The organism is Aestuariibaculum scopimerae (assembly GCF_059428085.1).
This window is the reverse complement of record NZ_CM182089.1, coordinates 3,623,534-3,643,397: the sequence shown is the minus strand read 5'-3', so window position 1 is coordinate 3,643,397 and position 19,864 is coordinate 3,623,534. Positions and strand designations below refer to the sequence as shown.

General features: G+C 35.8%; 14 protein-coding genes. 9 read left to right on the top strand and 5 right to left on the bottom strand.

Going from position 1 to position 19,864, the window contains the following annotated elements; genetic code table 11:
* Positions 1 to 104: 104 nt before the first annotated feature.
* The 3 genes from AC5SR4_RS15790 (at position 105) to capB (ending at position 4,873) form a co-directional block, all read left to right on the top strand.
* Entirely contained in the window at positions 105 to 2,174 is a 2,070-nt protein-coding gene (locus AC5SR4_RS15790) for a S9 family peptidase (protein WP_495357245.1), read from the top strand.
* 81 nt (positions 2,175 to 2,255) lie between these two features.
* Positions 2,256 to 3,296 (top strand): cysteate synthase, encoded by a 1,041-nt coding sequence (capA, locus tag AC5SR4_RS15785; RefSeq protein ID WP_495357244.1) that lies wholly within the window; start codon positions 2,256 to 2,258, stop codon positions 3,294 to 3,296.
* Positions 3,297 to 3,613: 317 nt separating this feature from the next.
* Positions 3,614 to 4,873, top strand: coding sequence for a cysteate-C-fatty acyltransferase (capB, locus tag AC5SR4_RS15780; protein WP_495357243.1), 1,260 nt, complete (start codon positions 3,614 to 3,616; stop codon positions 4,871 to 4,873).
* A gap of 21 nt (positions 4,874 to 4,894) precedes the next feature.
* Here capB and AC5SR4_RS15775 read toward each other — a convergent pair whose 3' ends face one another.
* Positions 4,895 to 6,013 (bottom strand): GTP cyclohydrolase, encoded by a 1,119-nt coding sequence (locus AC5SR4_RS15775; protein WP_495357242.1) that lies wholly within the window; start codon positions 6,011 to 6,013, stop codon positions 4,895 to 4,897.
* A 21-nt stretch (positions 6,014 to 6,034) separates the two neighbouring features.
* Positions 6,035 to 7,036, bottom strand: a complete 1,002-nt coding sequence (locus tag AC5SR4_RS15770; protein ID WP_495357241.1) for a transporter — start codon at positions 7,034 to 7,036, stop codon at positions 6,035 to 6,037.
* Between the two features lie 158 nt (positions 7,037 to 7,194).
* On the opposite strand from AC5SR4_RS15770, the gene AC5SR4_RS15765 reads away from it, so the two are divergent.
* Genes AC5SR4_RS15765 through AC5SR4_RS15750 form a run of 4 tightly spaced genes read left to right on the top strand, consistent with a single transcriptional unit; the run spans position 7,195 to position 12,692 of the window.
* Entirely contained in the window at positions 7,195 to 7,479 is a 285-nt protein-coding gene (locus AC5SR4_RS15765) for a DUF4834 family protein (protein WP_495357240.1), read from the top strand.
* A gap of 30 nt (positions 7,480 to 7,509) precedes the next feature.
* Entirely contained in the window at positions 7,510 to 9,933 is a 2,424-nt protein-coding gene (locus tag AC5SR4_RS15760; protein ID WP_495357239.1) for a YfhO family protein, read from the top strand.
* Between the two features lie 17 nt (positions 9,934 to 9,950).
* A complete protein-coding gene (locus tag AC5SR4_RS15755) occupies positions 9,951 to 11,228 on the top strand; it encodes a glycosyltransferase family protein (protein ID WP_495357238.1) in 1,278 nt (425 codons plus the stop codon).
* Positions 11,229 to 12,692 (top strand): lipopolysaccharide biosynthesis protein, encoded by a 1,464-nt coding sequence (locus AC5SR4_RS15750; protein WP_495357237.1) that lies wholly within the window; start codon positions 11,229 to 11,231, stop codon positions 12,690 to 12,692.
* 115 nt (positions 12,693 to 12,807) lie between these two features.
* On the opposite strand, the gene AC5SR4_RS15745 is transcribed toward AC5SR4_RS15750, so the two are convergent.
* Together AC5SR4_RS15745 and AC5SR4_RS15740 are read right to left on the bottom strand one after the other, a co-directional pair.
* Positions 12,808 to 13,998: a hypothetical protein gene (locus AC5SR4_RS15745; RefSeq protein WP_495357236.1), complete on the bottom strand. Its 1,191-nt coding sequence runs from the start codon at positions 13,996 to 13,998 to the stop codon at positions 12,808 to 12,810.
* 153 nt (positions 13,999 to 14,151) lie between these two features.
* On the bottom strand, positions 14,152 to 14,802 hold the full coding sequence (locus AC5SR4_RS15740; protein ID WP_495357235.1) for a hypothetical protein: 651 nt from the start codon (positions 14,800 to 14,802) through the stop codon (positions 14,152 to 14,154).
* A 165-nt stretch (positions 14,803 to 14,967) separates the two neighbouring features.
* On the opposite strand from AC5SR4_RS15740, the gene AC5SR4_RS15735 reads away from it, so the two are divergent.
* Positions 14,968 to 15,975, top strand: coding sequence for a DUF3667 domain-containing protein (locus AC5SR4_RS15735; protein ID WP_495357234.1), 1,008 nt, complete (start codon positions 14,968 to 14,970; stop codon positions 15,973 to 15,975).
* On the opposite strand, the gene uvrA is transcribed toward AC5SR4_RS15735, so the two are convergent.
* Positions 15,956 to 18,757, bottom strand: a complete 2,802-nt coding sequence (uvrA, locus tag AC5SR4_RS15730; protein WP_495357233.1) for an excinuclease ABC subunit UvrA — start codon at positions 18,755 to 18,757, stop codon at positions 15,956 to 15,958. The two genes, AC5SR4_RS15735 and uvrA, sit on opposite strands and share 20 nt — an antisense overlap.
* A gap of 323 nt (positions 18,758 to 19,080) precedes the next feature.
* On the opposite strand from uvrA, the gene AC5SR4_RS15725 reads away from it, so the two are divergent.
* Complete coding sequence (locus AC5SR4_RS15725; RefSeq protein WP_495357232.1) at positions 19,081 to 19,665, top strand: RNA polymerase sigma factor; 585 nt, start codon at positions 19,081 to 19,083, stop codon at positions 19,663 to 19,665.
* Positions 19,666 to 19,864: the final 199 nt, after the last annotated feature.

Here is a 19,864-nt window from a genome sequence, read left to right as displayed (position 1 = left end):
CCGTGCTTACACAAACCCTATGTAGGTGATATACCTTTTATAAACATTGTTTTTATTCTTCATTAACCCTATTTTTGCGGCTTTCTTTTAAAAAGAAACAAACCATGGCAGAACCGAATGTTGTAGCACAACCTCCAATAGCTAAAGTAATTCCTGAGGAATTAACCATACATAATGATACAAGAATAGATAATTACTATTGGCTAAACGATAGAGAAAATCCAGAAGTTATAGACTATCTGAAGGCTGAAAATGCCTATACAAAAAAGGTTATGAAGCATACCGAAGCCTTTCAAAAGCAATTATTTGAAGAAATGAAGGGCAGAATTAAAGAGGATGACAATTCCGTGCCCTATAAATTAAATGGTTATTGGTATATAACCCGTTATGAAAAAGGTAAAGATTATCCTATTTATATTAGAAAAAAAGAAACCTTAGATGCACCCGAGGAAGTCTTGTTCGATTGTAACAACATGGCCAAAGGCTTATCCTTTTTTAACTTAGGAAGTATCAATATAAGTCCCGATAACAAACTGGCCTGTTTTGCAATTGATGATGTGGGTAGGCGGCAATACACTTTACAGGTCAAAAATCTGGAAACAGGGGTTGTTTATGATGATAAAATTACAAACGCTTCCAGTACCTGTACTTGGGCCAATGACAATAAAACCTTGTTTTATTCGCAAAAAGATGCAGTAACCTTGCGTGCCAATAAAATATTCAAGCATATATTGCATACCGATGTTGCAGACGATGTAGAGGTGTTTCATGAAACAGATGAAACTTTCAATACCTATGTGTACAAAACAAAGTCTAAAAAATATATTGTTATTGGGGCCTCTAGTACATTAACTTCCGAATATCGCTTTTTAAATGCCAATAATCCCGAGGGACATTTTAAAGTGTTCCAAGAACGCCAACGCGAACTAGAGTATAGTATTGCACACTATAAAGACCACTTTTATATTATTACAAACCAAGGGGGGGCTACCAACTTTAAATTGCTAAAAACAAGAGAAACCCATACCGAAGCCAAGTATTGGCAAGAAGTACTACCACACAGAAAAGATGTGTTGTTAGAGGACATTGAAATTTTTAAAGACTATATGGTGCTCAATGAGCGGGAAAACGGCCTTAATAATTTGCGTATTATGAGCTGGGATGGTACCGAGGATTATTACCTGCCATTTCCTTGTGAAACGTATACAACCTATATAGGCAACAACCCAGATTTTGATAGCGATGTGCTGCGTTATGGCTTTAATTCGTTAACCTCGCCAAGTGCGGTTATTGATTATAATTTTAAGACCAAACAGAAAACCATTAAAAAAGAACAAGCGGTTTTGGGCGGTACGTTTAAAAAAGAAAACTACGAATCTAAACGTATTTGGGCTACCGCACGCGATGGGGTAAAAGTACCCATATCCTTGGTATATAAAAAGGGCATTAAGCTAGATGGCAACAACCCACTATTGCAATACGCCTATGGCTCGTATGGGTCTACCATAGACCCTTATTTCTCTACAGTGCGCTTAAGTTTATTAGATCGCGGTTTTATTTATGCCATTGCCCATGTGCGTGGTGGTGAATACTTAGGAAGGGATTGGTATGAAAACGGTAAGTTATTGACCAAATTAAATACATTTAATGATTTTATAGATTGCTCTAAATACTTAATCGCCCAGCGTTATACATCACCAAAGCACCTGTACGCTTATGGAGGGTCTGCTGGAGGCTTATTAATAGGAGCCGTTATTAACATGAACCCCGAGCTGTACCATGGTGTATTGGCAGCAGTACCATTTGTAGATGTTGTAACCACCATGCTAGATGATACCATTCCATTAACCACAGGCGAGTATGATGAATGGGGCAACCCCAACAATTTAAAATACTACCACTATATGAAATCGTACTCACCCTACGATAATGTAGCGGCCAAAGCCTATCCAAATATGCTGGTAACCACAGGCTTGCACGATTCGCAAGTACAGTATTGGGAACCCGCAAAGTGGGTAGCTAAGTTAAGGTACCTAAAAACCGATACCAATAAACTCTTGCTGCATGTAGATATGGATTCTGGGCATGGCGGGGCTTCAGGGCGTTTTGAAAGCCTTAAAGAAGTGGCTTTAGAATATGCCTTTTTACTAGATTTAGAGGGAATACATGGCTAATACAAAAAAAAGTTTTATTTTTGTCAGGTTTTAGGTTACAAATATTTTTAGTAATATTACCGTAGCTTATAAAAAGCATTTATGAAACACAGAAATCAAGTTTTTGATAATGTATTAGATTTAGTAGGTAAAACACCACTTATTAAACTTAATAAAGTCGCTTCCAAGTTTAAAGGTAACTTTTACGCAAAAGTAGAATCTTTTAATCCAGGACACTCTTCCAAAGATAGAATAGCCCTTTACATTATAGAACAAGCAGAAAAGAAAGGCATATTATCGCCAGGTGATACCATTATAGAGACCACCTCTGGTAATACAGGCTTTAGCATTGCTATGGTGAGTATTATAAAAGGTTATGATTGTGTATTGGCAGTAAGTTCTAAGTCCTCTGCAGATAAGATAGACATGCTTAAAACTATGGGAGCTAAAGTTTATGTGTGCCCTGCACATGTAAGCGCAGACGACCCTAGATCCTATTATCAAGTAGCCAAGCGATTGCATGAGGAAATTAAAGGATCTGTTTACATAAACCAATATTTTAATGAACTGAATATTGATGCACACTACAAATCTACAGGTCCAGAAATTTGGAAACAAACCGAAGGTAAAATTACACACTTGGTAGCTTGTAGTGGTACTGGAGGCACTATTTCAGGTACAGCTAGATACTTAAAAGAGCAAAACCCAGATATTAAAATCATTGGTGTAGATGCTTTTGGTTCTGTCATAAAAAAATACCACCAAACCAGAGAGTTTGACGAAAAGGAAATTTATCCATATAGAATAGAAGGTTTGGGTAAAAATCTAATTCCTACCGCTACAGATTTTGATATCATAGATGAGTTTGTTAAAGTAACCGACGAAGAAAGTGCCCATACTGCTAGGTTATTGGCCAGAACAGAAGGCATGTTTGTAGGGTATACTTCTGGTGCCGCTATGCAAGCCGTACGCCAATTGGGCGATCAAGGCATGTTTAAGAAAAACGACTATGTAGTTGTTATTTTCCCAGACCATGGCTCGCGTTACATGAGTAAGGTTTATAGCGATAAATGGATGCAGGAACAAGGCTTTTTTGATAGTGTTAACGAGGTTTCTGCACAAAAGATACAGTATATAAAGTAAAATTTCATCTATTTTTTTAGATACAAGAGCGTTTTACTGATACATAAAACATAAAAAACTTAGTCTGTGTTTGTCCTTTGGTAAAGCCACAATCTGTCTTTGTTCTTTTCTCTTCATTTCTTTGTTCTTTTTGAAATAATTGGATGATAAAAATTATGTACAAAGAATATAAATATTTAATTTTGCATCAACTAACTAAAAACTAAAAGAAGCTTTTCATTGACTTTAGTAAATTGTAATAAAGCGTTTTGGTTTTATAAACCATTTCAAGGTGGTGAGTTATGTCTTAAACTTTAATAGCAACAAGATTATAATAAATGAAAGATTTATTTGAAAAGATTTATAAAGACAAGGGGCCATTAGGAAAATGGGCGTCTCAGGCCGAAGGTTATTTTGTGTTTCCTAAATTGGAAGGACAGATTTCCAATAGAATGAAATTTCAAGGAAAAGATGTTATAACCTGGAGTATAAATGATTATTTAGGGCTGGCCAACCACCCCGAAATACGCAAGGTGGATGGAGAAGCAGGAGTTGCTTATGGTTCGGCGTATCCAATGGGTGCCAGAATGATGTCCGGACACACAGATCTTCATGAAACACTTCAAAATGAATTGGCAGAGTTTGTTAACAAAGAAGCCGCTTATTTATTGAATTTTGGATACCAAGGCATGGTTTCGACCATAGATGCCCTAGTAACAAAAAATGATATTATTGTATATGATGTAGATGCGCATGCGTGTATCATTGATGGGGTTCGTTTGCATATGGGCAAACGATTTACCTACAAGCATAACGATGTTGAAAGCTTAGAAAAAAACTTAGAGCGTGCCGTTAAAATGGCAGAGCAAACAGGAGGTGGGATTTTAGTGATCTCTGAGGGCGTATTTGGAATGCGTGGTGAACAAGGAAAGCTTAAAGAAATTGTAGCCCTTAAAAAGAAATATAACTTTCGCTTTTTGGTGGATGATGCCCACGGCTTTGGCACCCTAGGAAAAACAGGTGCTGGAACAGGCGAGGAGCAAGGGGTGCAAGACGACATAGATGTGTACTTTGCTACATTTGCTAAATCTATGGCCGGTACGGGTGCTTTTATTGCTGCAGACCAAGAGATTATCGACTATTTAAAATACAACTTGCGTTCACAAATGTTTGCCAAGTCCTTGCAAATGCAATTGGTTGTTGGTGCTAGAAAACGTTTGGAAATGTTAAAAACCATGCCAGAGCTAAAAGAAAAACTTTGGGAAAATGTTACAGCACTGCAATCTGGACTTAAAGAGCGTGGTTTTGATATTGGTACGACCCAAAGTTGTGTAACACCAGTGTATTTAAAGGGAAGTATTCCAGAAGCGATGGCACTTGTTAAGGATTTAAGGGAAAATTTTGGTGTTTTCTGTTCTATCGTTGTATACCCTGTTATTCCTAAGGGGATGATTTTATTACGATTGATACCAACGGCCACCCATACGCTAGAGGATGTGAAAATAACCCTGGATGCTTTTGACGCTATTAGGTCCCGTTTAGAAAATGGTACTTACCAACGTTTATCAGCAGCTGTTATGGCGGCAATGGGGGAATAAATTCTGGATTCCAGAATTTATTTATAGATCTTTTCTAAATGTTTTTCTGCGCCTGTAAACCACGGGGTCAAAATGTTTCCATATTTGATGGATGGCATAATTGTCTTCCAGTTCAGGTGTTCTAATACAGGTTTGTATACCTTTTGCTTTGAAGGTTTGATAGTACTCGTTAAAAATAAGGGCATGTACCCCTTTGTTTTGGTAATCGGGGTGAATGCCTATTAAATAAAAGATAACATCCTTACTGTTCTTTTTGGCATCCAGTATGTGCTTAAACCCAAAAGGAAATAATTTACCCTTTGCTTTTTGCAATGCTTTAGCAAAAGAAGGCATTACAATAGCAAAACCAATAAGGTTGTCATCCTTATCAATCACAAACTTTATGTATTCAGGGTTTATAAAGCTGATGAACTTTTTCTTAAAATACGCTTTTTGAATATCTGTTATCGCCACAAACGATGATAAAGAGGCGTATGCTTCATTAAACAAATCAAACATTTTATCGGCATAGGGCATAACATCTTCTGTTTTAGTAAAGCCCAAAGCCTTAAGCTGGTACCGTCGTTTAATGAGTTCATTCGCTTTCACGAAGAATTCGGGTTTAACATTAGAGAATGGAAACCTGCTTTCAGAATATGATTTTTCAACTTGATAACCGGCCGACTCATAATGTTTTATATAATAAGGGGCATTATACCAAGTTATCATTGTAGACAGGGATTCAAACCCTTCACTTATAACCCCAACTTTATCTAGATTGGAAAACCCCACAGGGCCTTCGGCATATTTCAAGCCATTAGCTTTGCCAATACTTTCTATCTTATCAAACAATGCTTGGGAAACATCTAGGTCGTCTATAAAGTCAAACCAACCAAAGCGCATTTTTTTTAAGGTTTGGTTTTTTACTTCCAACCAATTGATGATTGCTGCCACACGACCTACCACTTCTTTGCCTCTATAAGCTAAAAACAAAGTAGCTTCGGCATCATTGAAAACCGGGTTTTCTTTCTTGTTGAATGTTTTTAACTCCTCACTAATAATGGGAGGCACCCAGTATTTTGAATCTTTGTACAAAGTAAAAGGAAACTTTACAAACGTTTTTAAGTCCTTTTTGGTGGTTACTTCCTTAATGGTAATCATATAGTTGGTTGGTATGATATATTAATTAAAATTTACAGCATCACGTTTTTGTTTTTTAATGTTGCTTTCTGGGTTGTTGTTTTTTCTCTTGCGCCTGGAGCGTCTTTTGCCTTCGTCAAGCGCAGAAGTGCCATTATCTTCATCTATTTCCTTATCTCTGTGAAAATCCAATCGGTACGACATCCCAAAATTAACACTAAATACAGAAGGGGTGTCTTTGGTGTTAAAAGTAAGTGCCGTATCCAGTTGGAAGTTTTTGCTCCAAAGATAGGCACCACCAAATCTAAAAAGATTATCTGCATAAAAGTCACTTTTAATTCCCTGTGTTTCACCAAAGATAACCCATTGCGGACTAAATGAATGGGTGAGGGTAAGTATGTATTGAAAATCGGACTGGTCGGTACCAATTCTATCTTTAATCAGGTTCATAACAAATACCCAGCCCCCTGCAAAATTGTTTTGTGTGGCTATCATAACCTTGGGGCTAAAACCTTCAGTACCTGGTGCAGTATAAGGGTTGTTATCGGTATCATAATTAGCTCCTAAATATACTGATACAGCAGGAATTAAAGAACTCCATTTAAAGCGATGATTTGCTTTCCAGCTATATAGATTAGGCTTGTCGTCTTCAGAGTTTTTGTAAGGATCAAATACCAAATATTTGGCTCCAACACTCAGGAACTTAAAATTGGCACGGTCTTCTTCAATCGAAAAAAAGGAAGTATAGGTTTTGGTATCATTTTGGTAGGTTCCTTCTATATTCAATTCCAGCTCTTCCAGTAGTAAACCGTACCGTGCAGCAAAATCAACACCAAAACCAGATACTTCATAAGAAGTAATAGGTGTTCTTTTTTCTTTAACAATATAAGGGCCTACCTCAAATTGTAACACATTGGTACCTACAGAAAAGGCGCTTCTGGACACTCCTGGGCGATTGGAATTTATAACGTCTGTATACTGTGAAAAGGCCTGAGTGGTTAATAAACTAAGCAATAAAAATAAAGTAGATTTGATCGGGTTCATAAATTTTGATTTTAGTTATCATATCCCATAAAAAGTAAATAAATGCTTAAAAAATACCCGTTAAGGCTCTTCAAATATAGATATTTTATACTTTTTTTATCATTTTTGAACGCTTTTTAAGCATATAGAATTGTATTTTTGTTAAAAAATAAATTTGTATGTTACAACAAGCATCTGTAACTGGCTTTGTTAGAATGATCTTGATAATTCTCCTTATTTATTTTGGAGTTAAAATTCTTTCTAGGCTATTTGCACCTTTACTTATAAAATATGTATCCAAAAAGGCCGAACAACGGTTTGGGGATCAATTTGGACAGTTTAGACAACAAACCACGCAAAACCCACCAAAAAAGGAGGGGGAAGTGATTATTGATAAAATGCCAAACAAAAAAACTTCAAACAAAGATGTAGGGGAATATGTAGATTACGAAGAAATTGACTAATTTTCACGTTCATTGTTTTAATCTATTTTCATGCAATTCTCACTAAAAAAAGGACTTCCACATTTATTAATAGTTGTTGGTTTTATTATTGTAGCGCTAGCCTATTTTAATCCTGTACTAAGCGGGAAGCAGCTTTTTCAAAGCGATATCATGCAGTATATAGGCATGAGTAAACAGCAAAATGACTTTAGGGAGCAAACAGGTGAAGAGACCTACTGGACCAATGGTGCTTTTGCCGGTATGCCTACCTATCAATTAGGTGCTAAATATCCGCATAACTATATTAAAAAGCTGGATTTAGCTTTACGGTTCTTGCCTAGACCAGCCGATTATTTGTTTCTTTACTTACTTGGGTTTTATATCCTTTTGTTGGTTTTAAAGGTCGATTTTAAGTTAGCTGCTTTAGGTGCCTTGGCCTTTGGGTTTTCAACCTATCTAATCATTATCATTGGGGTGGGGCACAACAGTAAGGCCCATGCCATTGCTTATATGCCTTTGGTGCTTAGTGGTATCCTGCTCACCTTTCGGCGAAAATACATTGCAGGCTTTTTGCTTACCGCTATAGCTATGGGGCTTGAAATTGTGGCAAACCATTTTCAAATGACCTATTACTTGTTGTTTTTGGTCATTGTATTGGGTATTGCTTATTTAATAGATGCTTATAAAAAGCAGCAATTACCACATTATTTTAAATCGGTTGGCATATTGGTGGCTGCCGTGATGTTATCTGTAGCTTTAAATGCTACAGGCGTTATGGCTACACAAGAGTATGCAAAAGAAAGTACGCGTGGTAAAAGTGAATTGACCATAAACCCCGACGGAACGGCAAAAGAAATAACTTCGGGCTTAGACAAGGATTATATTACACAATATAGTTATGGGTTTTGGGAAACCTTCAATCTTTACATTCCTAGATTTATGGGAGGTGGTAATGGTGAAGATGTTGGCAAGGACTCGGCTACCTATGAAGCTTTTAGAAAATTAGGAGCTACCACGGCACAAGCGGCACAAGAGGTAAAACGTGCCCCTATGTACTGGGGCGATCAGCCTATTGTAGAGGCGCCGGCCTATATTGGAGCTGTAGTACTCTTTTTATTTGTATTTGCCCTGTTTTTGGTGAAAGGCCGTTTAAAATGGTGGCTTTTGGGGGGCACTGTGCTGTCGTTACTATTGTCTTACGGTAAGAACTTAGGGTTTTTAACCGATTTTTTTATTGATTATGTACCGCTTTACAATAAGTTTAGGGCCGTGACATCCATTCAGGTTATTTTAGAGCTGTGCGTTCCTGTCTTGGCTGTTTTTGGATTGGTTAAACTGTTTAACGATTTTGATAAGCAAGAAGAAAAATTGAAGGCCTTGAAGTATGCCTCTGCTATAACAGGGGGGCTTGCATTGGCTTTTCTGTTGTTTAACTCTGTTTTATTCGATTTTGTGGGTGCTAATGATGGGGTTTATCGTCAGAATTACGGTCAGGCCTTTATAGATGCCATTAGAGAAGATAGAAAAGCACTTTTTGTCTCAGATACGATACGTACTTTAGTATTCGTACTGCTTTCCGCAGGTATGATATTTATGTTTTTAGAGGAAAAAATCAAGCAACAATGGGGTATTGTTGCTTTTGGTATTCTTATTCTTATCGATTTGGTTGGGGTGGATAGGCGTTATGTTAATAATGATGATTTTGTGTCGGCCATCCAGGTCAATAAACCTTTTGTGGCCAATGAGGTTGATAAGGAGATTTTAAATGACACTACATATTTTAGAGTATACGACTTGGTGTCGGGCCCTGCTAAGCCATCTTATTTCCATAACTCCTTAAATGGTTACAGTGCGGCAAAATTAAAACGCTATAATGAGTTGTTTGATTTTTATATAGCACGTAACAATTTGAATGTGCTTAATATGCTAAATACTAAGTACATTATTTTTGAGAACGCGGGTAAGATCGTGCCTTATGTTAATGAAGAAGCTAATGGTGCTGCATGGTTTGTTGAGTCCCTAGAACAGGTTCCGTCTGCTAACGAAGAAATAAAGCTTTTGGATAGCTTAAATACAAAGCACAAAGCTATTTACACGCCGCAAAAAGCGCTTAAAACATTGGCGGACATTAAGTCTCGTTATATTGTGGATTCTTTGGCTGCTATTACGGTGGTTGAAACCAAACCAAACTACTTGAAGTACCAATCTAATAATGAACACGATGGATTTGCTGTTTTCTCTGAGGTGTACTACGGCAATGGTTGGAAAACATTTATTGATGGAGCAGAAACCAATCATATGCGTGTTAATTACACCTTGCGCGGTATGCCAATACCCGCAGGTAAGCACACCATTGAGTTTAAGTTTGATCCCGATGTGGTTAAAACAGGAAGCCGTATTGCCTTGGCAAGTTCCATACTATTGGGCATATTGCTGCTTGGAGGCTTGTTTTATGGATTTAGAAGAAAGCCTTAATACATAGGGAGCAAAAAATGCATAAAAAAGTACTCATAGTTACGTATTATTGGCCGCCAGCTGGTGGGCCAGGTGTGCAGCGTTGGCTAAAGTTTGTAAAGTACTTGCCCGATTTTAATATTGACCCGATAGTTTATATTCCTGAAAACCCCAATTACCCGCTTTTAGATGAAAGCTTGTTGGAAGAGGTTTCAAAAGACCTAACGATTATCAAGCAACCAATTAGGGAGCCTTATAAATTGGCAGGGCTAGTTTCAAGGTCATCCTCAAAAACAATAAGCAAAGGCATTATTCCAGAGCAGAAAAAGCAGCGTTTTATTGAAAAACTAATGTTGTTTGTTCGCGGTAACTTTTTTATACCAGATGCCCGAAAAGCCTGGGTAAAACCATCAGTGGCATTTCTTTCTGATTATATTTCAAAAGAGCGTATAACGACTGTTGTTACAACGGGGCCACCGCATAGCATGCACTTAATTGGGCTTCAATTAAAAGAAAGCTTAGGTGTAAAATGGTTGGCCGATTTTAGAGACCCTTGGACCACCATTGGTTATCACAAACAGTTGCGACTTACAGAAACCTCTAAAACCAAGCATAAAGCCCTTGAGGCACAGGTTTTAAATACTGCAGACCATATAGTAGTAACAAGTTTTGTGACAAAAGAAGCATTTAAAAAACTAACAAACAAACCCATTGATGTGATAACAAATGGTTATGATTATGAACCTTTGCAAGCGTTTACAATGGACACTAAGTTTACCATCTCGCATATTGGATCTTTATTGCCAAAACGTAATCCAAAGGTTTTATGGCAAGCACTGGGAGAGTTGGTTAAGGAAAACACCTCTTTTTCTAAAGATTTTCAGCTTAAATTTATTGGTGCTGTTAGCGAAGAAGTGTTAGGTACTGCGAAGTCTTACGGTTTAAGTAACTATATAGAAAAGGTAGGTTATGTTTCACATAAAGAGTCTGTTGTATTTCAAAAAAAATCACAAGTTTTGTTGTTGATTGAGATAAATTCTGAAGACACCAAAAGCATTATACCGGGTAAGTTGTTTGAGTATATGGTTTCTAACCGACCTATATTGGCTATTGGCCCTAAGGGATCGGATGTTGAGAAAATAATTAAAGACACCAACACGGGTAACTACTTTTATTATGATGATTACAAATCGTTAAAAACAGTTATATTAGAGTATTATAATGCATATAAAAATGATGCGTTACAGGTGCATGCTATTGGATTGCAAAAATATAGTAGAAAGTCGCTTACAGCATCTTTATCTAAACTGATTTAAATGGGAATAGTTGCTTCACAGTCTTTTAAGAACATTATTTCAACATATTTTGGGTTTTTTATTGGAGCAATCAATACGCTATTTCTTTACACGGAATTTTTAAGTGACGAATATTATGGTATGGTGGGATACATGTTGTCGTTGGCCTATGTTATTATGCCTGTGATGGCTTTTGGTGTGCACAATACCATCGTTAAGTTTTACTCTTCTTTTAAAACACGGGTGTCCTTGCACAGTTTTTTAACGCTTATGCTATTATTGCCTATTGCAGTAATAATTCCAATAACCTTGCTGGGGTATGTTTGCCATGGCGCCATTGGTGCATTTTTATCAAAAGAAAACCCCATTATAGAAAACTATTTATGGCATACCTTTATTATTGCCATTGCATTGGCTTATTTTGAAGTGTTTTTTGCTTGGGCTAAAGTGCAGATGCTTACTGTGTTCGGGAATTTTATGAAAGAGGTTTTTCATCGTGTGGGAACTATGTTGCTGTTATTCCTTTTATACTTTAAAGTAATTGGTGTTGAGCAATTTATGATGGGCTTGGTAGTTGTTTATATAGTAAGAATGCTAATTATGAATGTTTATGCATTTAGTGTTCTATTACCTGTTTTTGTGTTTAAAAAAATCAATAACTTAAAAAGTATTTTAAAATATTCATTTTTAATAATTATTGCAGGTTCTGTTTCCACCATTTTATTGGATGTGGATAAAGTTATGTTGGGGCATTATATACCCATTGAAGAAATAGCCTATTACAACGTGGCTATTTTTATTGCAGCCGTTATTGCAGTACCACTACGGTCTATGCACCAAATTTTATTACCATTATCAGCTAAATATATTAACGAACGGAACCATGACGCTTTAGACGATCTATCAAAGCGCAGCTCTTTAACGTTATTTCTGGTCAGTGGATTTATTTTTTTATTGATTGTATTGAACATTAAACAATTATACCAGATAATACCAGAAGAATTCAGTGATGCCTTGTTTGTTGTATTTATTGTTAGCCTAGCAAAGCTATACGATGCGCTTTTGGGCAGTAACAATGCTATTTTGTTTAATAGCGATTATTACAGGGCTGTATTGGTACTTGGCGTAATATTGGTGGTTTTAATGGTAATGCTAAACATTGTTTTTATTCCTATATATGGTATTAATGGAGCTGCATTGGCTACATTTTTAGCTATGTTTTTGTACAATACTATAAAGTTATTATTTGTATACAGGAAGTTTAAAATATTGCCTTTTACTATAAATACGGTTAAAGCAGGCGCTATTATTTTTATTAGTGTTTTGGTATTCTATTTTTGGGATTTCACATTCCATCCCATCATAAATATTATATTGAAATCTGGCTTAATAGGTATTGGGTATTGGTATGTAGTGCATAGGTTTAAACTTTCCGACAACATATCTTCTATGTTGGATAGATTTTTTCGGTGGTTGGATTTCTAGATTGTTGGATGCACTGGGTTTCTAACTATCAAGTAATCCTAATAAACAGAAAACCCCGCGATGTTGCTTTGAGGCGAACTTATCGTAGGGCTTTCCAAACTAACCAACCAAAATCTTAAAATCGTCTTCCTTTTTTGTTAGCCGATCTTGTATTGTTATTACTAGAATGACTTCTACTTTTAGTAGCCATTTGCTTTTTTTGTGTAGATCTAGATACCATAGATCGGTTTTGTGAACTACTTCTTTTTGCTACTTGAGGTGTGTTTCTAGTATTTGTGTTCCTTTTTGTATATGTACGAGTGTTATTGTTATTTGGTTTTCTGGTAACACTATTTTCTTTATAACGTCTTGTTTCAACATTTCTTGTGTTATTGTTTTTAGGCGCCACATTTCTATTAACAGTACTTCTATTTCTAGAGTTATTGCTTTCATAATTGTTTCTGCTCACGCTGTTATTTGGTGCATTGTAGCGTCTGTCTACAGTTTTCGAATTTCTGGTATTTGAGTTTCTGTTAACAGAAGTGTTATTATTATAACGTCTTGTACTAGAGTTGTTTTGTGTAATGTTACGTCTTGTTGTTGCATTTCTATTTATTCTGGTAACATTTCTAGAACTTCTGTTTACAGTAGCATAGCTGGTGTTTCTGTTAATGGTATTACCACGTCTTGTAGCTACAGCTGTTCTTGGTCTATAATTATTATAAAAAGGACGTACATAGGTGTAACGTACCGGGTTATAATATTGTCTGTAGGGTCTGTTATAAACTACACAATAGTCGTAAGCAGGAATGCTATAGTACCTGTGCCATGGTCTGTAAACATAACGTCTGTTATAAATATTTATAAAACCAGTATAATGTGTAAAGACGTTATATCTGTTATAGTATACATGTAACCCACCTACATTTGATACATACCCATAACTATTATAATTTATATTAACATTTCCAGCTTGTATAATGCGCCCATAGTAGTCATAATAAATAGGTGTGTTTTCTATTTGAATGATAGCTCCGTATTCATCATATTGTACATAAGCATTATAATCGTAACCTGAATTAAAACTGATGTTTAAATTAGGAGATCCAATAGAAACCCTTAAATGTGAGTTGTTGCGAAGTAAATTAAAATCAAATTGACCATCAGGAAAAACGGAGAATTCTATCCCATCTTCAACAAAAATGAAAGAGTTACCATAACCCCTGTTGTAAATAGTGTTATTATACTCTGTATTGGTAGTTGTGGCTGCATTAGCAGTAAATCCTATTAGGACCAAACCTGCTAATAAAAATATAAACTTTTTCATAATTATTTGTTTTTAATGTGATACGTTTTACTAATTACAAACAGCGTGCCAAAAAAACAATTCATAGGTAACTTGTTGATAATGAGTAATAAAAAAATCCCAAACACATGGGTTAAGTGTGTTCAGGATTTTCACTTCAACTAATAAAAAAATCTATTTTCTTTTTCTTTGCTTTTTTACTTTACCATTTTGTTTGTAATAGTAGAAGTTATCATCGTTGTTATAGTGCTGGTTGCTATTATAAGCCCTGCTGTTGTTGTTATCAAAGTGGTAATCGTTAAATCGGTTGTATTGATTAACAAAGCCACGAACGTTTACAAGAGCACCCCATCTATTATAGTTTACACGTAAGCCACCTACTTGTGTTAGTGTAGCATTTCTTCCACGGCCGTATTTAATAAATACGGAACCAACACGTGTAATTTTACCATACCTGTCATAATTAAGATATACATTCCCAATACTTCTAATCATGCCATTTCTATCGCGTGAAATGTAAGTTCCGTGCGGCCTAGATGATGTATATCTAATGCTAAGCCTTGGGCTGTTGTAAGTAGCATTGATGGTATTCCTTCTGGAGTTTGAGTTATAATATGTATTGTGATAATTGGTGTTAAAATCAAAACTACCATCTGGGAATATTAGAAATTCTATACCGCGTTCAACAAATACAATGGGCTGTGCATAGCGGTAATGCTTTGTGGAATTCAAAACAGTTTCATTTTTTTTGGAGTTTGTTTCTCCTGCTGTTACAGTTGTTATGCTTATTAGCATAGCTGTAATAAAAAGTATCAATCGTTTCATAATCATATAATTTAAGATTACACCTACTCATTAGCTTTTCGGTTTCCGCTGTGTTATTTGGTTTTCAATTTGCGTGCCAAAAATACAAGCATCTGCATGCCAGTGATTTATGTTTTTATATTTATAAAAACTTTTTTCTATTTTTATAAAAACCAATCCTAATTAATGTCAAAAGCACTTACCACATGTGAAAACTGTGAAAAAACCTTTGAAACGGGGTTTGCTTTTTGTCCGCATTGTGGACAAAACGCTCAAGAAGATCTTACGCTAAGGGTCTTGTTTTATAACACCATTAGTAATTATTTTTCGGTAGATGCCCGTTTTTTTAAAAGCTTTATACCGCTTTTGGTAAAACCAGGTTACTTGGCACAGCGGTTTGTGGCGGGGAAGCGGTTGCTGTATTTACACCCTGCACAAATGTATTTGTTTATTTCGGTGGTGTTTTTCTTTTTATTTTCTTTTATAAGTCGCAATCAGGTTGAAGCAGTGGATAAGGTTTTTAAAGAGGATTTGGAGGTGCTGTCGGCAAATGATTCTGTTAATGTTGAAGCACTAAACCTAAAAGGGGTAGAGATACATAGTAGTGCGGCACTTGATACTATTGATAAAAAGAAATTAAACAAAAAGTTGTCTTTTGGTTTTGATAAAAAACAGGTAGATTCTTTGATTGGTATTGGGGCGGATGACGGCACTATATATAAAGCCATGGGAATGAGTGATGATGCTGGGTTTTTAAGTAGAAAATTTTATTCTCAAATGCTAAAGTTTTATAAGCAACATGATGGTGGGTCTTTGTTGCAGGGCTTTTATGATAGTATACCCATTGCTATGTTTGTACTGCTACCCATTTTTGCACTTATCTTGAAATTACTGTATTTTAGGAAAGCTCGTTTTTCTATTCACTTAGTATTTAGTTTTTATTTTTTTGCATTTTTATTCACGGCATTCAGTATTCTTATTATAGCCAATTTTATTTATGAACTTCCGGGCTACATAATTATGTTTGGCCTGCTTTCAACCTTTATTTATCTATTGCTGGCTTTAAAGCGGTTTTACAAACAGGGCTGGTTTACTAGCTTTTTTAAGGCCTGTACTACTACGGTGTTGTTTTTATTGTTTGTAATACCAGCAGCTGCAGTGATTGTTGGCATTGCTACGTTTTTGTTTTATTAAGAAGTTTTTCCTTTAGATAAGGTGCAATTACAGAAGCTTCTGTTTTTACAATCGCTTCTGGAGTTCCGGTTGCTATAACATTGCCACCATTTTCACCACCTTGGGGCCCTAAGTCGATAATATGATCTGCACATTTAATAAGTTCAATATTATGTTCTATAACAATGATGGAGTGCCCAATTTCTATTAAAGCATTAAATGACTTGAGCAGTTTCTTGATGTCATGGAAATGTAAGCCAGTAGTAGGTTCATCAAAAATAAAAAGCGCCTTGTCTTTGCTGTTGCCTTTTCCTAAGAAGGATGCTAACTTAATACGTTGTGCTTCTCCACCAGAAAGGGTAGAAGAGCTTTGCCCCAAAGTAACATAGCCCAGACCAACATCCTGTAGCGGTTGGAGTTTATTTTTTATTTTGCTCTGCTTATTGGTTTCAAAAAAGATAATGGCATCATCGATGGTCATGTTTAGGATATCATCAATGTTTTTGTTGGCAAATGTAATTTCCAAAACATCCTTTTTAAAACGTTTGCCTTTACAAGTTTCACATTCTAAATGTACATCGGCCATAAACTGCATTTCAATGGTAACTTCGCCTTCACCTTTACAGGTTTCACAACGCCCCCCATCTACATTAAATGAAAAATGCTTTGCCTGGTAATTTCGTATGGCACTTAATTTCTGCTTAGAAAACAAGGCCCTGATATCGTCATAAGCCTTGATGTAGGTCACGGGATTAGACCTAGAAGAACGGCCAATGGGATTTTGATCTACAAATTCTATTTGTTTTATGTTGCTAAAATGACCTTCTAGTGCTGTAAATTGACCAGGCTTATCACTAAAGTCTGTTAATTTTTTTTGCAATGCAGGGAATAGTATTTTCTTCACTAACGTACTTTTGCCACTACCAGAAACCCCTGTTATTACAGTAAGCATGCCCAAAGGAAAACGGACCGTTATATTTTTTAGATTGTTTTCCCGTGCCCCGATAATATCTACATGGTATTTAGACGTTCTGCGGGTTTTTGGAATTTCAATTTTCAGGCTTTCATTTAGGTATTTTGCTGTTAATGAATTCGATGCCAAAATATCATTGTAGGTGCCTTTGGCAACAACATTTCCACCAAAGGTGCCAGCTTCGGGGCCTATATCTATAATACTGTCTGCTGCTTTCATGATATCTTCATCATGTTCAACAACAATAACAGTGTTGCCTAAATCGCGCAGTTGTTTTAATACATATATAAGGCGTTCAGTGTCCTTTGGGTGCAGTCCAATACTAGGTTCATCTAATATGTACATAGAGCCCACTAAGCAGCTACCTAGCGATGTTGCTAAGTTAATGCGTTGGCTTTCGCCACCAGATAGGGTATTGGACTTTCTGTTTAATGTTAAATAATCCAAACCTACATTGGCAAGGAATGAGAGTCTGTTATTGATCTCTTTTAATAGTCTACTGGCAATAGTAGTGTCGTGATCGTTTAATTCCAGTTCTTTAAAGAATTGGGCGAGTTTTATAAGGGGCATTTCAACCAAATCGGTTATGGTGGCCCCACCAATTTTAACATAGTTGGCTTCAACACGTAGGCGTTTACCGTTGCAGGTTTTACATTTGGTTTTTCCTCTGTATCGTGATAGCATAACACGATTTTGAATTTTATAGGCTTTAGCCTCTAGTTCGGCAAAAAAGTCGTTAAGACCTTCAAAATATTGGTTACCGTTCCAGATGAGTTGTTTTTGTGCCTCTGAGAGTTCAAAATAGGGTTTGTGTACGGGAAAATTAAATTTATGGGAGTTGTTAACCAATTGGTCTCTGTACCAACTCATGCTTTCGCCCCGCCATGGAAAAATAGCATTTTCGTAAACAGAAAGCCCGGTATTTGGAATTACCAAATCATCATCAATGCCAATAATATCACCATAGCCTTCACATTTTGGACAGGCGCCATAAGGATTGTTAAAGCTAAACAAATGGACATTGGGCTCTAAAAAGGCCATACCATCCAATTCAAATTTATTACTGAATTGCCGTTGTTTGTTATCTGCCAAGGTTTGGATAATACAGGAACCTTTGCCCTCAAAAAAGGCAGTTTGTATAGCATCGGCCAATCGGTTTAGAAAGTCTTCTTCGTCTTTAATGATGATTCTGTCTACCACCAGAGCTACGTCGTCTTTTTTATTGATGGTTTTAGATTCATCAATTCTAACAACAGCATCATTAACCTTTATCCGGGCGTACCCTTGTTGTTGCAATGTTTTAAGTTTATCCTCGATAGTACGTCCTTCTTCTAGATGTATGGGCGCCAGTAGGAGTAGTTTTTCGCGTTCGGGGAATGTTTTTAAATAGTTTAGAACATCGGTAACGGTATCTTTTTTTACTTCATTTCCCGAAATAGGTGAATACGTTTTTCCAATTCTGGCGAATAATAGTTTTAGGTAGTCGTAAATCTCGGTGGTAGTCCCTACTGTAGACCGTGGGTTGGTAGAATTCACTTTCTGTTCAATGGCTATGGCGGGTGCTATTCCTTTAATATAATCTACTTTGGGTTTGTTTAATCTTCCTAAAAATTGACGTGCATAGCTTGATAAACTTTCTACATAGCGTCTTTGACCTTCAGCATACAACGTATCGAAAGCCAAACTAGACTTACCCGATCCGGATAACCCTGTAATAACGACTAATTCATTTCTGGGAATAACAACATCAATGTTTTTTAGATTGTGCAGTTTTGCGCCTTTGATGATGATGTTTTCTTTCGGATTTACTTCAGAAATATGGGTGTTCATAGATTTTAATAAGGATAATTTACAAAGATACTATAAGTATTTTTTTTGTAGAATTTATTGTCATACAAATGTTTAAAATGTGTTTTGTACATGTATATTATGTGTTTTGTTTCCTGAAAATCAGGTCGTTCGTCATAAAAAACACACTTTTTCTATAATAAAAGCTAAAAAAAATCATTAATAGTTGTTTTTTAGGAACGATTGTTGTTATATTTGGTTCATTAATCAATAACATAATTCAACTTTCGCCTATAGCAAAACATTACTTTTAAACTAATAACCCCAAGCAAAGAAGTTATTTCTATGCGTAAAAAGTAATGATTATGCAAAACAGTTTTATTAATGATGCTACTCTAGTTAGCAGTTATATTAAAGGTGATGAAAGTGCTTTAGAAATCCTTATACACAGGCACAAACAAAAAATTTACAGTTTTATTTATTCAAAAGTTTATGATAAAGATGTTGCTGAAGACATTTTTCAGGATACCTTTATTAAGGTAATACGTACCCTTAAGCGTGGTGCATATAATGAAGAAGGTAAATTTTTGCCATGGGTTATGCGCATAGCCCATAACTTGGTAATTGATTACTTTAGAAAGAACAGCAGGATGCCGAAATTTGATAATACAAACGAATTTAATATTTTTTCTGTTTTGAGTGATTCGAGCTTAAATGCAGAATCTAGTATTATAAAAGAGCAGGTGGAAAGTGATGTAAGGCGTTTGGTAGACGAGTTGCCTAATGACCAGAAGGAAGTATTATTAATGCGGATATATGAAGATTTAAGTTTTAAAGAGATTTCAGATAAAACGGGTGTAAGTATTAATACAGCTTTAGGGCGTATGCGCTATGCACTAATCAATCTTAGAAAAATTATTGATAAGCACAATATAATTTTAACTAATTGATACAATAAAGTATTTTTTGCCACGTTAATAATCTATAAACCCATAAATTATTAAAATGGCAAAACTTTACTCTGAAAATTCTATTGAAAAATTAAATGAAATGAGACCAAAAAAAGAAACGGTCGACTTTCTTTTGAACTACTCTAAGGCTTTAAGTGTTATAAATTGTAATAAATTGAAGTTTGAAGCGCTTCTAAAC